Source organism: Aliiglaciecola lipolytica (assembly GCF_018860635.1).
GTDB classification, from domain to species: Bacteria; Pseudomonadota; Gammaproteobacteria; order Enterobacterales; family Alteromonadaceae; genus Aliiglaciecola; species Aliiglaciecola lipolytica_A.
Genome location: NZ_JAHKPT010000035.1, coordinates 190,345 through 207,862 on the forward strand (window position 1 = coordinate 190,345; position 17,518 = coordinate 207,862).

General features: G+C 39.1%; 16 protein-coding genes. 11 read left to right on the forward strand and 5 right to left on the reverse strand.

The window, feature by feature from the left end; genetic code table 11:
- Nucleotides 1–17: 17 nt before the first annotated feature.
- Nucleotides 18–1,253, reverse strand: coding sequence for a pyridoxal-dependent decarboxylase, exosortase A system-associated (locus KO530_RS18740; protein ID WP_216049987.1), 1,236 nt, complete (start codon nt 1,251–1,253; stop codon nt 18–20).
- The gene (locus KO530_RS18745) at nt 1,246–2,823 is read right to left on the reverse strand and encodes an acyl-CoA ligase (AMP-forming), exosortase A system-associated (protein WP_216049988.1); all 1,578 of its coding nucleotides are present in this window, start codon (nt 2,821–2,823) and stop codon (nt 1,246–1,248) included. The genes KO530_RS18740 and KO530_RS18745 overlap by 8 nt, the downstream gene beginning before the upstream one ends.
- 134 nt (nt 2,824–2,957) lie before the next feature.
- Here KO530_RS18745 and KO530_RS18750 point away from each other — a divergent pair, with 134 nt between their 5' ends.
- The 5 genes from KO530_RS18750 to KO530_RS18770 all read left to right on the forward strand — a co-directional run bounded on the left by KO530_RS18750 (nt 2,958) and on the right by KO530_RS18770 (nt 9,385).
- Nucleotides 2,958–3,200 carry an acyl carrier protein gene (locus KO530_RS18750; RefSeq protein WP_216049989.1) on the forward strand — a complete coding sequence of 81 codons (243 nt, stop codon included), beginning with the start codon at nt 2,958–2,960 and terminating at the stop codon, nt 3,198–3,200.
- 25 nt (nt 3,201–3,225) lie between these two features.
- Entirely contained in the window at nt 3,226–4,350 is a 1,125-nt protein-coding gene (gene wecB, locus KO530_RS18755) for a non-hydrolyzing UDP-N-acetylglucosamine 2-epimerase (protein ID WP_216049990.1), read from the forward strand.
- A gap of 9 nt (nt 4,351–4,359) precedes the next feature.
- A complete protein-coding gene (wecC, locus tag KO530_RS18760; RefSeq protein WP_216049991.1) occupies nt 4,360–5,601 on the forward strand; it encodes a UDP-N-acetyl-D-mannosamine dehydrogenase in 1,242 nt (413 codons plus the stop codon).
- Between the two features lie 94 nt (nt 5,602–5,695).
- Entirely contained in the window at nt 5,696–8,362 is a 2,667-nt protein-coding gene (gene prsT, locus KO530_RS18765; RefSeq protein ID WP_216049992.1) for an XrtA/PEP-CTERM system TPR-repeat protein PrsT, read from the forward strand.
- 192 nt (nt 8,363–8,554) lie between these two features.
- A complete protein-coding gene (locus tag KO530_RS18770) occupies nt 8,555–9,385 on the forward strand; it encodes a PEP-CTERM sorting domain-containing protein (RefSeq protein ID WP_216049993.1) in 831 nt (276 codons plus the stop codon).
- 499 nt (nt 9,386–9,884) lie between these two features.
- On the opposite strand, the gene KO530_RS18775 is transcribed toward KO530_RS18770, so the two are convergent.
- Together KO530_RS18775 and KO530_RS18780 are read right to left on the reverse strand one after the other, a co-directional pair.
- Nucleotides 9,885–10,751, reverse strand: a complete 867-nt coding sequence (locus tag KO530_RS18775; RefSeq protein ID WP_216049994.1) for a ThiF family adenylyltransferase — start codon at nt 10,749–10,751, stop codon at nt 9,885–9,887.
- Nucleotides 10,752–10,863: 112 nt separating this feature from the next.
- A complete protein-coding gene (locus KO530_RS18780) occupies nt 10,864–11,601 on the reverse strand; it encodes a PEP-CTERM/exosortase system-associated acyltransferase (RefSeq protein ID WP_216049995.1) in 738 nt (245 codons plus the stop codon).
- Between the two features lie 177 nt (nt 11,602–11,778).
- Here KO530_RS18780 and KO530_RS18785 point away from each other — a divergent pair, with 177 nt between their 5' ends.
- On the forward strand, nt 11,779–12,669 hold the full coding sequence (locus KO530_RS18785) for a hypothetical protein (protein WP_216049996.1): 891 nt from the start codon (nt 11,779–11,781) through the stop codon (nt 12,667–12,669).
- Nucleotides 12,670–12,733: 64 nt separating this feature from the next.
- Here KO530_RS18785 and KO530_RS18790 read toward each other — a convergent pair whose 3' ends face one another.
- Nucleotides 12,734–13,579, reverse strand: coding sequence for a patatin-like phospholipase family protein (locus KO530_RS18790; RefSeq protein WP_216050419.1), 846 nt, complete (start codon nt 13,577–13,579; stop codon nt 12,734–12,736).
- Between the two features lie 92 nt (nt 13,580–13,671).
- On the opposite strand from KO530_RS18790, the gene KO530_RS18795 reads away from it, so the two are divergent.
- The 5 genes from KO530_RS18795 (at nt 13,672) to KO530_RS18815 (ending at nt 17,495) form a co-directional block, all read left to right on the forward strand.
- The gene (locus KO530_RS18795; protein ID WP_216049997.1) at nt 13,672–14,442 is read left to right on the forward strand and encodes a S1 family peptidase; all 771 of its coding nucleotides are present in this window, start codon (nt 13,672–13,674) and stop codon (nt 14,440–14,442) included.
- Nucleotides 14,443–14,587: 145 nt separating this feature from the next.
- Nucleotides 14,588–15,235 (forward strand): hypothetical protein, encoded by a 648-nt coding sequence (locus KO530_RS18800; RefSeq protein WP_216049998.1) that lies wholly within the window; start codon nt 14,588–14,590, stop codon nt 15,233–15,235.
- A 14-nt stretch (nt 15,236–15,249) separates the two neighbouring features.
- Nucleotides 15,250–15,528 (forward strand): hypothetical protein, encoded by a 279-nt coding sequence (locus KO530_RS18805; RefSeq protein ID WP_216049999.1) that lies wholly within the window; start codon nt 15,250–15,252, stop codon nt 15,526–15,528.
- On the forward strand, nt 15,515–16,363 hold the full coding sequence (locus KO530_RS18810) for an HprK-related kinase A (RefSeq protein WP_216050000.1): 849 nt from the start codon (nt 15,515–15,517) through the stop codon (nt 16,361–16,363). Before KO530_RS18805 ends, KO530_RS18810 begins: the two co-directional genes overlap by 14 nt.
- Before the next feature lie 4 nt (nt 16,364–16,367).
- A complete protein-coding gene (locus KO530_RS18815; RefSeq protein ID WP_216050001.1) occupies nt 16,368–17,495 on the forward strand; it encodes a nucleotidyltransferase family protein in 1,128 nt (375 codons plus the stop codon).
- Nucleotides 17,496–17,518 lie beyond the last annotated feature (23 nt).

Here is a 17,518-nt window from a genome sequence, read left to right on the forward strand (position 1 = left end):
TATTAAGCCAGGTTAATTTACAGCAAAATTTCAACTACATGTGGGTGGCCTAAAAAGTCTTGAGGGCTTGCTGTTGGACCGTAAGCACCAGATTGAAATACCACCAACCAATCGCCTATTTGCGGGTCTGTTAACATCATTTTGTCGGCTAGCGTATCTAAGGGAGTGCATAAAGGACCGACGGCGGTAACGGCTTCTGTGCCTTGGCCTAGATTCATTTTATTACCGATTGCCACTGGGTAGTTTTTACGAATCACTTGACCAAAATTACCTGAATTTGAAAGGTGATGATGTAAACCACCATTGGTCATTAAGTAGGTGTGGCCCCGCGACACTTTTTTATCCGTTATTTTACTGACATAAATTCCAGCTTCGGCCACCACAAATCGACCTAATTCAATGATCAGTTCCATTTGAGCTAAATTTGGATATTTAGACAACAGTGTCGCCAGATTATCTCCAATTGGTGCAAGGTCTAATCTAGTTTCTCCTGGAAAATATGGGATACCAAAGCCACCCCCTAAATTAATTGTTTCGACGCTAACTGGAGTCACATCTAAAAGACGCTGGGCTAATTCGAATGTATTGTTATGGGCATCAATAATAGCTTCTTGTTTGAGGTTTTGAGATCCCCAAAATATGTGGAAACCGCGAAATTGTATTTTTTTGTAATCGAGTGTTGGCAGAATTTCAAACAAACGTTCTTCGTCAATACCAAACTGCTTCGGACCACCCCCCATTTTCATACCCGAGGCTTTGAGCTCAAAGGCAGGGTTAACGCGAAACGCAATGATCGGCAATATTCCTACTTGCTGACCTATTTCGATGGCCCGCGCTAGTTCCAGCTCTGATTCCACATGTAATGTGACACCGGCACAAATAGCGGATTTAATTTCAGCTTGTTGTTTGGCTGGACCTGCGAAACTAATGTCTTTTACCGGCATACCAGATTGGATAGCAATTAACATTTCTTTTTGCGATGCTACATCGAAGCCCTCTACCCATTCGCACATGGCATTCACCAGTGGCGGGTAGGGATTGGCTTTAATTGCATAATGTAATTTTATTGCGTCAGGTATTGCTTGATTAAATTTGTCTATTTGTGCTTTTACGATTTTTTTGTCGTAAGCATAAAACACTGATTTATCAAGCATTGCTTCGATGGTGTCAAGATTTTTTCCACCCACTAAAATCTGCTGATGATCGGTCTCGAATTGGTCCATAGGGGCGTGCACGGGAGTGGGTTTAGACATTTTCGTACTTTTCCTTTACTTCTTTATTAAGCAAACTGCGGTCAACTTTACCATTTGGATTGCGTGGAAGCGACGTTCTGAATTCGACGTATTTGGGGTGCATGAAATTGGGCATGGCCTTTTTGCACATCGCCAATATTTCTTTTTCGGAATGTTTTGCATTTTCTTTGAGTACAAGCAATAACGTAATGGCTTGCCCCAGCTCAGAGTCCTTTACACCACTGGCTATGGCCTCAGCAATATCACTGGCTCCTTGATAACATGCCTCCTCAACTTCCATTGGGCTGACTCGGTAGCCCGAAGTTTTAATCATTTCATCTTTGCGCCCTACAAAGTACAGGAAGCCTTCATCATCTCGTTTAACCGTATCTCCTGACCAAACGGCCATTTCTTGCAATACTAAACCGCCAAGCTGAGCGGGCACAGGTTTAAATCGTTCAGCTGTTTTAGCCGGATCGTTCCAGTAGCCTAGGCTGACATGAGGACCTCTGTGGACCAGTTCACCGGGCTCATCGACATCACATTCAGTGCCATCCTCTCTAACAACCATTACCTCTGCATTAGGAATGGCTTTACCCATGGAGCCGATTTTGTCATCCACTAAAGCAGGATCCAAATAAGTACTACGAAAGGCTTCAGTCAAGCCATACATCAAGTAAGGTTTTGCATTGGGGAATGTTGCGCGAATCGAGGTTAGGGTTACCTGCGGCATAGCACCACCGGAATTGGTGAAATAGCGTAAATTTTCGGTTGCTTCTGTTGTCCATTTAGCTTTCATTAATTGTTGCCATAGTGGCGGCACAGCTGCTAGACCGGTGACTTGATGTTGCGCCATTGCTTTCACAACATCACCTGCCAAAAAGTAGTCCATTAGCACTACGGTTGCACCACACAACAATCCAGTAGTAATTTGGCTTAGTCCATAATCAAAACTCAAAGGTAGCAGTGCTAAAAGCACATCTGATTGATCATTTTCTAAGTATTCGGCGACGCTAATTGCCCCTACAACAATATTGCGATGAGACAACACAACCCCTTTGGGTCTGCCAGTGCTGCCTGATGTATACAAGATGGCAGCCATGTCATTGTCGGTGCGATGTACATGTTTCAACGCTTGAATTGGTAAATCTGAGAGTAACGAAAAAGACACGCCATCAATGCTAAACGCGGGTAGTTTGTCGGTGAGTATTACTTGTTGTAGAGCAGGGCAGTTGGATAATACCGGTTCAAGAGATTTAAGTCTGTCACTGCTAGTAATCAGAATTTTGACATCACAGTCATTTAGGATGTGTCGAACTTGCGGCCCTTTTAAAACCGAATTCACTGGAACGAACACACCGTTTGCGCGACTAATTGCGAATAAACTTACGATAGTCTCAGGCAATTTGGGTAGGAAAACCGCGACCCGATCGTGCCGTTCTACCCCGATAGATTGAAGACCACAGGCCAAATTCAAAACATTATTTGCAAGTTCTTCATAAGTCATTTTCGTTTGTTTGAAAATTAACGCAGACTTTTGAGCATGCTGTTTAGCTGATTCCGATACTAACTCATCAAAAAACGTTACCATTTTTAATACTTATCTCTTGTTTATGGGTTGCAACTATTTCTTATTACTTTAAATAATGGAACAATACATTAACGGATGATAGAGATTAATGCTCTATCTAGCGAAAAAATTATAATAATACAGGTACTAAGAGTATGAATACAGCTGCGTCTGTGAAAGAAATATTAATTGATGTTTTACAATTATCCAGTGATGTTGAATTTGATGAAGAAACTCCCCTGTTAGGCGCAATCCCTGAATTTGATTCAATGGCGGTAGTAACAGTGTTAACGTCGATAGAAGACACTTTTGGTGTTGAGGTCGATGATGATGAAATAAGCGCTGATATATTCGAGACATTTGGTGCCTTGTGCGGATATGTAGAAACCAAAGTCTAGTTTACCTAATCAATAAAGAGTCATTATGAAATATCAAAAAATTATGTTGGTGTTTGGGACCCGTCCTGAAGCGATAAAGATGGCGCCATTAGCAATTGAGCTTAAAAAACATAGCCAGTTAGATGTGTCAGTTTGTGTGACCGCACAACATCGTCAAATGCTTGATCAAGTATTGTCGCTTTTTGAACTGACACCAGACTTTGATTTAGATTTAATGCAACCTGGGCAAGATTTATACGACATTACCACTCGGGCATTGTTGGGATTACGGGATGTTTTCAGTGAAGCCAAACCAGACTTAATTTTAGTTCATGGTGATACCACAACCACTTTTGCAGCATCCTTAGCTGCATTTTATCAACGTATACCTGTGGGTCATGTGGAAGCTGGGCTTCGCACCGGTGATATCTATAGTCCTTGGCCTGAAGAGATTAACCGCAAATTGACCGGTGCCTTAACCAAACTGCATTTCGCACCCACGCCAAAAGCTGAAGCTAATTTGTTGGTGGAGAACATATCTAAAGATTCTGTATTTGTCACAGGCAATACTGTCATAGACGCGCTCATTCAGGTGGAAAATAAAATAGCCACTAATACAGCATTGAATAGTGAACTTGCCAGTCGATTTGAGTTTTTGGATGCAAATAAAAAGCTCATTCTCGTCACCGGCCATCGTCGCGAGAGTTTTGGAGATGGCTTTGAGAATATATGTAGGGCGTTAAAAACCTTAGCTGAGCAAGAAAACGTACAGGTACTTTATCCTGTGCATTTAAATCCTAATGTACAAGAGCCGGTCAATCGTTTGTTAGCAAATACGCCAGACGTATTTCTAATTGATCCGCAAGATTACCTTCCTTTTGTGTACCTAATGAGCCGAGCTCACATTATTCTTACCGATTCTGGTGGCGTGCAAGAAGAAGCGCCCTCTATTGGTAAGCCTGTATTGGTAATGCGCAACACAACCGAAAGACCAGAAGCAGTTGAAGCCGGTACGGTTAAATTGGTTGGTACGGATTACGATAAAATAGTTGAAAATGCGTTTGCGCTGTTAAATGATGAGAAAGCTTATCAGGCAATGTCTTTCGCCCATAATCCTTATGGAGATGGCAAAGCATGTCAACGAATAGCGGATTTAATTATAAATAACTAAGGGAAAAACATGGCATTTGCTAAAGTTTCAGTTATTGGTTTGGGGTATATTGGTTTGCCCACTGCCGCAGTCATCGCTTCTCGTGGTGTAGAAGTGATTGGTATTGATGTCTCTGAAAAGGCTGTTGATACAATTAATCAAGGCAAGGTACATATTGTTGAACCTGATTTAGACATGGTTGTTCAAGCTGCTGTGACTATGGGGAAACTAAGAGCCTCCCTCACACCTGAACCAGCTGACGCTTTTATGATAGCCGTCCCTACACCTTTTAAAGAAGGTAAAAAACCCGATTTAAGTTTTATTGAAAAAGCGGCTAATGCCATTGCTCCGGTATTGGAAAAAGGTAATTTAATTGTATTAGAGTCAACGTCTCCTGTAGGCGCTACTGAAAAATTGACTGCTTGGTTACAAGAACTTCGTCCAGATTTGCACTTCCCCGGACACAGTAGCCAAGAGCCTGATATGTTTGTGGCACATTGTCCTGAACGAGTACTCCCTGGGCGTGTGTTAGAAGAGTTGGTATCAAATGACCGTATTATCGGTGGTATGTCCGCGGAATGCAGTGACAAAGCCATTGAGCTTTACGATGTGTTTGTACGTGGGAACTGTTTGAAAACCACCGCTCGCACTGCAGAAATGGCCAAACTCACTGAAAATAGCTTCCGCGATGTAAACATTGCCTTTGCAAATGAGTTATCGATGATATGTGATGAATTGCATATCAATGTATGGGACTTAATTGCATTAGCTAACCGTCATCCAAGGGTTAATATATTGACGCCAGGTCCTGGTGTTGGTGGGCACTGTATAGCTGTAGACCCTTGGTTTATCGTTGACTCGGCTCCCGAAACAGCAAGAATTATTCGTACTGCTAGAGAAGTTAACGACGGCAAGCCAGGCTTTGTTATTGGCAAAGTTCAAAAAGCTGCTGACGAATTTAAACGACCTGTAATTGCCTGTTTAGGATTGGCATTCAAACCTGATATTGACGATTTGCGTGAAAGTCCTGCTTTAGATATTACTCTCCGTTTAGCGCAGATGGGATTGGGCAAAGTGCTTGCAGTTGAACCTAATATCCATGCATTGCCGGATAAATTAGTTGCTGCGGGTATTGAATTGTTACCCATTGAAACAGCTCTGGAGCGAGCTAATATAGTGGTTGTATTGGTTAACCATAAGCAGTTTAAAGGCCTTGATAAAACCCATTTAAATACTAAAGTTCTGATAGATTCCAGTGGGCTTATTGCCTAGTTGTTGAGCTATTTCAATGATAAAATCATCATAGATAGGCCCTATTCGGGCCCATCTAATTCCTAAATTTCATACCAACTTTAAAGAGAAACATATGTGTTCAGTTAAAAAATACGGAGTATTGCTTGTTGTTCTGGTAATGATGGGGTGTAGTCAAAAAACACCTTCCGAATACATCGATGAAGCGGAAAAAGCGATTTTACAAAATGACACCGAAAGTGCAGTAATCGTACTCAAGAATGCATTGTCATCAGATCCTAAAAACTTAAGAGCAAGATTTTTATTAGGCTCGGTATATTTTAAACGGGGTAATTCGAACTCTGCGGAAAAAGAACTAAAGATAGCTTTTGAAGGAGGGTACTTTAAAAATGAAGTTTTACCTCTTTATTTAGGTACGCTCAATTTTTTACAGCGAGATGACGAAATAATTCAAGTGGTAGAGCGTTTAACTGGGCTCACTAGCGAGACTGAAGCGATCGCTCAGGTATATAAAGGCTTAGCACTATTTAGAAAAAATGAAGTTTCGCGGGCAAAACTAGCTATAAAGCGAGCCTCTGAACTTTATCCTAATTCATCCTATAGTCGTTTAGGAAGGGCTCATCACGCACTAAACGATGGTGAAGTCACTGATGCACTAATCATTCTTGAAGAGTTACTAGCTGAAGACCCGAAATTTATGGAAGCGGTGTTGCTGCAGGGACAATTGAGCATGCAGCAACGGGACTATGCAACTGCGATTAAAGACTTCACTGAATATGTTGAGCAGAAACCTGGTGATGCACAGGGTAATTTTTTGCTTATCGATGCATTGTTGCGAAACGAGCAATACGATAAAGCAGAATCACTTACAGTTGATTTACTTAAAAAGCTCCCAGATAACCCACAGCTAAACGAATTTAGGGGAATCGTTGAATTCAATAAAAAAGAGTACTCTGCTGCGAAAACATCCATGGAAAAGGCTATTTCAGCGGGCTCTAATTCACCCACATCACGACTTATTGCAGGTGTTTCATCTTATAATTTACAGAAGCTAGAGCAAGCTCACAACCATTTAGCTGCAGTACAAAATGTCCTTCCAGATTCACATCCTGCAAAAAGGCTTTTCGCAGAAATCCAATTGCGCTTAGGCTATAGCACTGATGCTGCGCAAACTTTAGGTGGTATGGGAAGTTATGATCTGAATGATGTTACTTTGTTTACCCAAGCTGGTTTCGATCTAATAAAAAGTGGAGATGATTCCAAAGCGCGAAAAATGTTGGAATTGGCTAAAAAAACCGAGCCAACTAACGCAGAAGAGTTAACCCGTGTTGGTATTCTAAAATTATCTCTTAAAGATGATTCAGGAAAAGAAAATTTAATAACGGCCATAGAACTATCTCCTGAAATGGAAACAGCACGTTTGGTTTTAGCTCAAGCATATGTGAGTGAAGGCGAATATGAATTAGCGGTTGGCGTTGCAAAAAATTGGATTGCGTTTGCACCAGAACAAATAACCGCCTACAACCTTTTGGCTGAAATTTATGAAGTGTCTGAACAAAATCAACTAGCAGAGCAAACTCATAATGAAATACTTAAACTTGCGCCTAATAATCCTGCGTCATTAAAATTTTTGGCTGAGTTAGCTAAACAAAATGGAAATGAAGATAAGGCACTTAGTCTTCTTAAAACAGCTGCGCAGAATAATCCAGAGTATGTTCAAGGTTCATTTGATTATTTTATTGAAGCTTCACGACAAGGCAAAGATGAACAATCGCAAGCATTGGATTTAATTAAGTCCATGTATGAAAAGCAGCCAGATGATTTAATGAAGCAACTCAATTATGCTCGTGCACTGGTATTTAATGTTGAACCACAAAAAGCGCTAAGTATTTTAGAGAATATAAAGCCCGCTAAGGATATGCCTCTTTTCTTTTGGAAAGCTCAAGCTGATAGTTATTTAGCGCTTAATAAACCAACAGATGCTTTGAATGTTTATTCTCGTTGGCAACAACTTGAACCAAAAAGAAGAGATCCTTGGACGGGAGCGATCTATATCAATGACGGCCTGAGAGATTTCACCGGTGCATTAGATACCGTCAAACGAGCATTAGGGTATCATCAAGATGATCCTGAATTAAAAGTAATGGAAATACACTATAGTTTAATGAACGGTAACGTTTTAGTCGCCAAAAGGTTGATGAATAGCCTGCCAGAACAAATTAAGTCGATGGTGACAGTGAAAGGCATTAATGGCCAAATACTCTTTGCAGAAGGCAAAATTAAGGAATCGTTGCCGTTATTAGAAGAGTCTTATAATGCGAGTTTAGATGGTCGCTTTGCAATTTTAATAGCGAAAGCGAAAGCTAATTTAGAGAACGCTGACACAGCAATAGATTTTCTTGAAGAGCACTTAGCGAAACGTCCTAATGATGTCAATGTAAGGGGGCGTTTAGCTGAGAGTTACATGGATATCCAGCCAGAAAAAGCAATTGAACATTATGAAATGATTGTAAAGTTCTTACCAGAGAACATTATTGCATTGAACAATCTTGGATGGCTTTATACTCAAGCCGGTAATAGTAAAAAGGCTGTTGACTATGCGCAAAAAGCAGTGGCTTTGCGTCCAGAGAACCCTAAGCTTTTAGACACCCTTGGCGTTGCATTACTGGAAGACGGACAAATAAAGCGTGCTATTGAAGTGAGTAAAAAAGCATTTGATATTGAACCGAGTAATCAGAGTTATCGTATTCATTACGAGAATTCTCTCAAAGCAAATCAATAAATATGTAGGTTTGGGTAAATAAAGTGTCAGACTTTTTAACAGGGCTGAAATGATGTTAAATTAAAATGCTTATAAATCAACAAGATAAAAGTTGGCCCGTAATGTGCTTTAACTTAACCATGGAAAGCTTGTGACTGAATTAGCAGCTTTGCAAACTTAAAACCTTTATTTTACTTACGCTGGAGAATAGACATGAAAACTAAGTCCTTAATAGCAGGGATAATTTTAGCAACTGGTTCGTCTGTTGCTATGGCTGACCAATTCTTTATCGATGTTGGCGCTGATTTTGGTGACAACTTAAGAAATCAAGCTGCTGGCTCAACTACTACTGGTTGGTTAAATCAAGCTACATACAATTACCAATCTGAAACGCTTGTTACTGATGCTGACTCAAACGGTCTTAGTGATGGTGATGCAATTACTACTACTGGGGGTTTCGTAAGCGGTCCAGCTGGAAGTTCAGCGATTGCTTTTAATGCTGTTGAAGGTTTCTTGCCTAACAGTTTTGGTCCTGAAAGTGATAATGACTATGGCGATTGGGGTTTAACTTTCCAATTCGAACTTTCTGGTACTCTTGGTCCATCTTTAGCAACTAACTATAATTCAGGTGATATCACTTTCTATTATTTTGAACCTGGTTTTACTAACACTTCTGAATTCGTAGAGTTATTTACTCTTGATTTCGTATCAATTGTTCAAAGCTTGGGTGGTCCTTCTTTGAAAACTATGGTTAGTTCTGTAGGTGCTGGTACTGTCAATGGTGTTGCTGCTGGTGATGTTTTCAACTTCGCTGACGGTTCTATGACTGACTTACTTGGTGACATGGTTGATATCTTCTCATTCGTTGATTTCAATACTGACCCTAACGACGTAGCTGTTACTGACAACGGCGATGGTACTTTCACATTGAATGGTAACCATGATGGTTCTATCTCTTTCCAAATCCCTGAGCCTTCAAGCTTAGCGGTATTGGGTCTTGGTCTTCTAGGTCTTGCTGGTGCAGCTCGCAGACGTAAAAGCTAAGATTGCTTTAAAGCATTCTAAAAACCCGGTTTAAACACCGGGTTTTTTATTGTTTAAAGTTACAAAAATCAAAAGTTACTATTATCTTTAACCCATTTAACCTCTATATTTCCTCCAAATTTACGTCACATACTCGGCCATTCAAGATTAGATCTAAAAATCCAAGGTACAGGTAACTATAGCTAGTTTCATAAAGTCTGCATTTAGCTAAGTTACGCTTCTGTTATATATCTATAGTTGCCGTCCTAATTACCAATGAAATGCTTTTACGTTCTTAGCTGGCTTTTCTGCCAGAACTTTTTCCGTTACTACATGATTAGGTTAGACAAGAAAGCCAAGCTCTGAGCCGCTTTATAGAAAGTTTAATTTATTATTGGGTATTCAATGATGCTAAAAAGTCTAAAGCCCTACAGAAGGGGGGAGGGAGCGCCAACAGCTTGAGCTTTAGGGCTATGTTGCTGATGGCTATTATTTTGTTTTTGAAGAGATGTTAAAAAACTTAGCTAGGCTTCGATTTACCTACTGCTTTTTTAACCATTGGGAACATAATATATTTTTGGATAGGGTTTTTATTACCCCAGGGGCGCCACGTTTTTTTCGCTTTATTTTTATATGCATCAACATGCCAACCCCAAGGAGCGTGCAGCACTTCCCCTCGTTTTAGCAGTACTTTCAACACATTTGAATTTAATACTCCTGCCGCCAACGAGATTCCCATTGGTGTTGAGGGAACTTTTCCTGCCCAAAAATCTACTTTGCTTTTATCAACTAGATAGCTCAATTGCAACATAGCTGGAGATAAGCCCATGATTAGATTGTAGAACTGGTCTTCAGGTTCTAAACCTTCTAAACAGAAATATTCTTCAAATGACATTTTACCCGGCATGAAAACTAATACTGCAGTTCCCATTCCCATTGGAGCTGCAGTAATGCAAGGGATATTCTTTTCGTAACACCTCTTGAAAACCTTTCTGCGAATATCCATAGCAAAAATATCTAAACTATCAATATATAAATCTACACCGTCTAAAAAATCTTCGAGATTTTCGTCATTAATCCCTTTGTCAAAATTCTTGACACTTGATTCAGGATTGATGTTTGCCAATATATCTTCCATAACTTTAGATTTTTCTTGTCCTAAAGTTTTCATTGAAGCACCAGCTTGGCGATTGAAGTTTACTAAATCGTACTGATCCATATCAGATATGTGGAAGTTACCTATGCCAAGCCTTGCGCAGACAATTGCGTGGTCTCCACCTACACCGCCTAATCCGCCTACTGCAACCTTACTATGTCTGAGAACATCTTGTTCTGCTTCAGTCATCCAGCCAATATTACGTGAAAATGCTTCTTTATAGTCAAACATAAATCTCGCTCTCAAAAGTAATTAGTGTCGTGGTCTATTAACGGGATATATCTAACTTCCCGTAATATCCTTGTATCGCCTATGGCTGTAATGCTTAGTCGCTATCAATCATCTATATTTGTGGGGCGAGTTCAGCTGTTATGTTGCGTAATAAGGCTTTAAAATCTTGTTTAAGGTTTTGTTCAACTGATTGAGGTTGAATATAAAATGGGGCTCGTTTCCCATGGTAATCGATTACCGGACCTATTTGTTCAAAAGGTAGTCCAACAAATCGCATACTTCTGGCTAACCTAGGCTCAACCATAACGTAACAATGATGAATATTTTTATTCAGCAAAATTGCCGTGGCAGATAAATATAATCCAACTGCAATAAATGGAAAACAGCGCAATTCTGTTTCTGAATATATTTCTTTATTGATAACACCTAATGCTGCACCGTCGTAATTATCCATTTTCCGGCGTCTAAATTCTAATGGAACCGCTAAACGTGATATTTCACAAATATCGTTCCTAGCAAAATTATCAGGAAAAAGTTCAGGTCGTTGAATTGCATCTTGACAGTAAAGTTCAATCGGTAATTTTTGACTATCATCTGCTGAGGTTATTAACCTTACAGTGCCAGCATATTGTTTACTTGATTTATGTTGAATTAGGCAATGATAGGCATGGTCATCGAAATCATCAGTTTCGACTTTTTGAATGTTTTCAGGTTCAAAATGCAACTCTTCGCAGTACACCTGGTGACGAATACCAAAGGAGTGTTTTTTGTGCTGCTCAGACTCCGAAAATACAGGTTTTAAATAATCGGAAAAATGACCCGAAATACTGTCCGCAGAAATTTCTGTCATTACAACTTTCCTTTGTTATGTTTATTGACCATTATTAATAGGGAAACTCAAAAAATTAAAACTATGTTAATACTAAAGTGTCGGGTTAAAGTCCTTATTTGTCAAACAAATACCGCAATTTCTATGTTATACATTAGTTTAAAGTTGGCCTGAATATCATTCAAAAGAGGATTTTAATTGAAAAACTATCAGTTATCACAAATTCACATTGAAACGGCTAGGAATTCGACAGACGATTTTAACTTGTTTCATGATAAAAATCGCTGGAATTGGATTGCTGATAATCCATTTAAAGGGCCTATCGCTCTGGGATTTCAATTAGGCTGCTTTATCGAAACACAATTTCAACACCGCCAAACTGAATTAAATACATCGGATGAAATTAAAAATTTTTCCTTCAGTGTATTTGAGTTCACGTTTGCTGGGGTCGTTAATCCTGGTGATAGTCTAACGCTGGATATCAAAGCAGGTAAAAAAACGCAAAGTGTGGACGGTGAACAGCAGTCTAATCGACTTTTATTAAAAGCAAATGGCAAAGCTGTTATTTTAGGGTTTAAACGAGAGTCTGAATTTTGCCCAATTCAGTTGCCGGATAATTTTCCTAAAAATATTGACTGGGGCATGCGTGCAGATCGCACTTTTGATCAAGCAAGTCAGTGTTTCTTAAAACGGAAATACATGATCGTAGGCAACGCCAAGAATTTTTTAACCAGCGCATTTGGCGAACAATCTGAATACATTGATGAATTTGCAGATAAGGTACGGTTTCCACAGATGTATCCCATGAGTCTATTGTCATCGGCTTTATTAGAACGTGCACAAGCAATAGGTCATGACTTAATTAAAGATCCTATGATTTACTCTTCTCATAAATTGAGTATTGATAAACGATTATTAGAATCTTTACGAAGTAATGATGTGTTAAACATTGTAGTGACACCAGAAATAGCGATGCCAGGCAATGGGCATAAAGTCAGTCACATATGTGTCGGTTATTTAAAAGGAAATGTACCTCTATTTATGGCGCAAATAGTGCTTTTACCTTTGAGTGCCATGTTAGGAAAGTGAGCTAAACTTAATTTTGTTGAGTTTAACTAAACTGTTCTGTTATTTGCTGACAAAGGTATAAATGTTACTCGGTATCGATTTTTTTGGGCAGGTATTCATGTGCGGTTTCATAGCCGATTTGATAAAGTTCTTGTTTCTGGTCTATTGATAACGAAAAATCCACGGACGAATAGGTTCCAGTCTCAACAATAATTGTATTATGCCAATGCTCAGCGTGGACATACTCTCTCGATAGGGCCGTCATAAATGTTTTTATCAACATGAAAATATATTCAGGTAGGTGAAAAAATGCCTGCCTTTTTCGCACCTGATGTATTTGTTGACTCTTCAATCTGAAACAAACATTTTTAGCATCGCTGTCAGTCCAATTTCTAAAAAGTGCATCTTCGGCTAAAATTGCGCCATCAACAAGTAGATGATCACCGTAGGTTTTAAAACTAAAAATTAATGGAATCGACATTGAAAACCGGACCGCTTGTGAAACTTTCAAGTCTGGACTGGTTTCCTTATTGAAAATCACTGGTCCACCGCCGTTGACATCGGTGGCGACTATACTTAAATCAGTCGATAATTGAGAAAATGTTTTGCCATTTAACTGTTTATCCATCCAATTTTCAAATTGATTGCCAGAACTTAAGCCTCCTTCTTTTAATAAGCGAAATATAGAATAGCCTTTAAATTGTTTAAAATCTGTGTGCAGTGCGAGAGTCAATATTTTTTCTAATGGCATTCCGCTACAATAAAGGGCACAAACGATAGAGCCTCCAGATATTCCAACTACATGGCTAAATGTTAACTTCATTTCTAACAGAGCCTGTAGGATACCGATATGACAGGTTAAACGTGTCCCTCCACCTGAAAATATAGGAACGATTTGGTTTTTATTGGTATCGTATGGTTGAGGCATCATTACTTCGCTCAAAGCTGGTTTTCTTTCAAATATGGCTGACAATTTGGTTTTTTGCATTATTATTTTAAGCTAATTAATGGAATATGGATTTTATGTCTAGTTTGATTAAGCGTTTGTTTGTATTTGTTATTTTATTTTCAAATTGTCCAAGTTATGCCCACGACATTGTCGATATCGTAAAAGTGGCTAAACAATCAGTAGTCGGGATAGGCATATACGACCCAATTAAAGCCCCACAAACGAGTTTACACGGTACTGGTTTCGCGGTAGCTAATGGACAGTATATAGTGACGAACAATCATGTTATTGCTAAACCGTTGGACGCCAATGCAAAACAAAAACGTGTGGTTCTAGCTGGTGTCGGACGTTATCCCAAAATGTACGAGGCATATGTAGTCGAAGTTGATGAATTACATGATTTAGCGTTACTTCGAATTAGTAACAAATTAAAGCCTTTTCAACTAGCCGGAAGTAACTTGATAGCTGACGGCACTGAAGTGGCATTTACAGGATTTCCCATTGGGGCTGTTTTAGGGCTTTACCCGGCTACTCATCGCGGTATTATTGCCTCGTCAACGCCGGTTATAGTGCCTACTGAACATTCTAGTCAATTAGATGCTAAAACATTGAGACGCTTAAGAGATCCGTATTTAGTCTATCAAATGGATGCCACGGCTTACCCTGGCAATAGCGGCAGTGCAGTTTATGAGGTGGACACCGGTAAAGTCGTAGCTGTTATCAATAAAGTGTTCGTAAAAGAAACAAAAGAGACTATTTTATCCGCGCCTAGTGGCATTACTTACTCAATACCTGTAAAATACGTCAGACAACTTTTAAGATCAGCTAACGTAGAAGTCGATTAGCTTGTCGAAAAAATTTACACTACCACTATATTACATTAATTAAACATATATAAATCAATGGATTGTTGTCTTGGCGTGGTTTTTGCTTTAACGATATCATTAAAGTTAATTGCGTTCAGAAGTCGCATAAAAAGGGTTTAAATCAATGAATGAATTCGATAAGTCGTTTAAAAAGGATGTTTCTGCTGTGAACAAGCGCCGTAATTTTCTTAAGAAGTCGGCCACCGGAGCAGTGATTGTTAGCCTTCCAGCTAAATCAGTATGGGGAACTACCTGTAATGTGTCAGGTAATTTGTCAGGTAATTTGTCTACAAGTACCCATGAAAAAACATGTACTATTCCAGATTTGAATTATGGTTGCCGTCCTCAAAAATGGAAAGACTCAGACAGCAATTGTGATGACATGTTCGATAAGTTGAAGCGAATGAATCATGGTCGACACAGAAGGGACGACGATGATTGTAAAAAAGAAAGAGAAAAGTATAACGCTAGTATCGACGCAGTTAAAAGTTGCTCGCTAAATTTACCAAAAGAATTTTTCCGCTATAGCGATGATAGTTGTGGAAATCTATTGAGCGGCAACTGTGGCAGCAGCTATCAAAAGTTGGGCGCGGTATTTTTGAATGCGTGTTTTGGTTTTTATCCAGGTTATGAAGGTATCTCTCAAGCTGAAGACTTGTGCAAGGAAGTATTTGTTTACTTATACGTGAAAGATAAAACCGGCTCTTTGGTAACCGATAATGAATTGGGTATGACTGACAACCATAGGTTAAGTAACTGGGAACCTTCCTAAGAAATTAAATAGACGTGAGTTACTATAGTCTCACTCCGGGTTCGCGGGTTTATCTTTTTGAAGATGGAAGCGGCATAGGGATTTATTCTGGTTACGATAGTAATACCTTTTTCATTAATTCTAGACAGTTAGAAAATGTCAAGAAGGTTGAACTCAATTTAGAGTTAACCTTCGATGCAAGTTTATTTCAATCCATTCTTGGACTAGATCAGTCTGAAGCAGAGTTCGTTTTCCACGATTTAGTTGAGAAGAAAGTTCTTCGGGAAGTAGTGGAGTTCGATGCAGATTCTTGACACAGGTCTTTACCGTTTTTCGTTAAAATCAGATGTGAAACATGTTTCAACAGTTGCTAAGAGTTTGTACTCAGATTCCTGCGATTTAGACGGGCCTATCGACTTTTCAATCCGTCTCGTTTACGAGTCTTTATTGAGACGATTTATTAAACCGCAAATCAGTTTTTATTCAGATCAACATTCCCCCTTTAAACCTCTTCCAATATCTCAAGCTGCAGCTGTTCTTGAATGGGGAATGAACTGGTGTATAGCAGCCCATGAATTTGAGCGCCTATTAATCCATTCAGCGGTTTTAGTTAAAGACGGTAAAGCCATTGTTTTTCCTGCGTTGCCAGGCTCAGGGAAAAGTACACTGACGGCTCATCTTGGATTATCTGGTTGGGATGTCTATTCAGATGAGATGGCAATAATTGATACCACGACATCTAAGGTTCACCCATGGTATCGACCTGTTTGTTTAAAAAACAACTCTATTGATCTTATCAAAAAGTGGCACCCAGAAGCATTTTTCACTCCCATCTGCAAAGATACTCAAAAAGGCGATGTAGCACACCTTAAAGTACTGGAAAGAACTCAATATAGTCAATTTAAACCAGCCGAGATTGTCGCGGTCGTGTTTCCCAAGTATTCCCCAGATTCAGAATTAACCATTTACCAATTAACACAATTGGAAGCTTTTAATACTTTGAGTAAGAATGCGTTTAACTATAATGTACTTGGTGGAACGGGGTTTGATACAGTTGCTAAGATAATTAAATCCTGCCGCCTTTTTGAAATTGAGTACAATGACTTAAATGAAGTCAATGAATTTCTCAAAGAAGATGTAATCGGGTGATAATGTGTTGTTGAATACAAAATTGCTTTATCAGATTTTATTAAACCCAAGTCGAGGGTTAAATCTAGCTTTGACGGATTGGCAAAATGTTATTTTTATCTTACGCGAAGGTAAGTTGTTAGCTAGTTTATATCATGCAGCAAAACGCGATGGTTGCTACGACGCTTATCCGCACTTTGTAAAACGTCATTTATATTCTGCTTACGTCTATGCAAACCGTCAGGCTCAACAAATCTTTTTCGAGGCAAACGAATTTCGCTTATTGCTTGAGCAAGTAGGTATTACTGCAGTGTTCTTGAAAGGAGCGGGATATACTCTACGAAATAGTTTGAATAGTTACGGCAGAGTCTGTTCTGATATTGACGTTTTGGTGAATAAGAATGACCTTACGGCTGCTGAAGCCCATGTTAAAAAAAATCGCTGGCAATCAGAAACCCTTAATGACTATGACGAAAAGTACTATCGAGATTGGGCTCATGAAATACCACCATTGATTCATATAAACCGAGCAACTGTGGTGGATATGCATCATAATTTATACCCACCGATTAGTGGCCGTGCAATTAATATCAAGAAATTTATTTCTTCACGCCAAAAAATGCAATCTGGTTGCTTTGTACTGGAACCAGCAACCACTGTTATGCATAGCATTATTCATATGTTTGCCAATGAAGATAGCAGCAGCTGGATGCGTGATCTTTATGATATTATTCTTCTGATTAAAGAAAATGAGAGTGTTGAGTTCTGGAAAGTTTTAATGGAATCTTCTCAACAAACTGATTTTGATTTTGAGTTTGAATTTGTTTGTTGTATAAAGGCTTTGCAACATTATTCCAACCTGAATATACCAACAGATGTCGTCAGCTACATAAATGATTATAGACTGACCAAATTGCAACGCTGGCTTATTCAAAATGCTATATTGCCATCAATTGCCCCCGAACATAGTTTAGTTATGTCATCCAAAATTAAATGGGCTAAAACAATCGTTTATTTTCGTGGCCACTGGATCAAGATGCCATTTGCAGTACTTTGCAAACACTTTGCGTTTAAATCATTTTTTGCGATACGTGATCAGATTATGGGTAAACATCATTTTGACCCCAAATTACCCCAAAATCCGAACTGGTAATATCTATTTATAGATTTTAAACA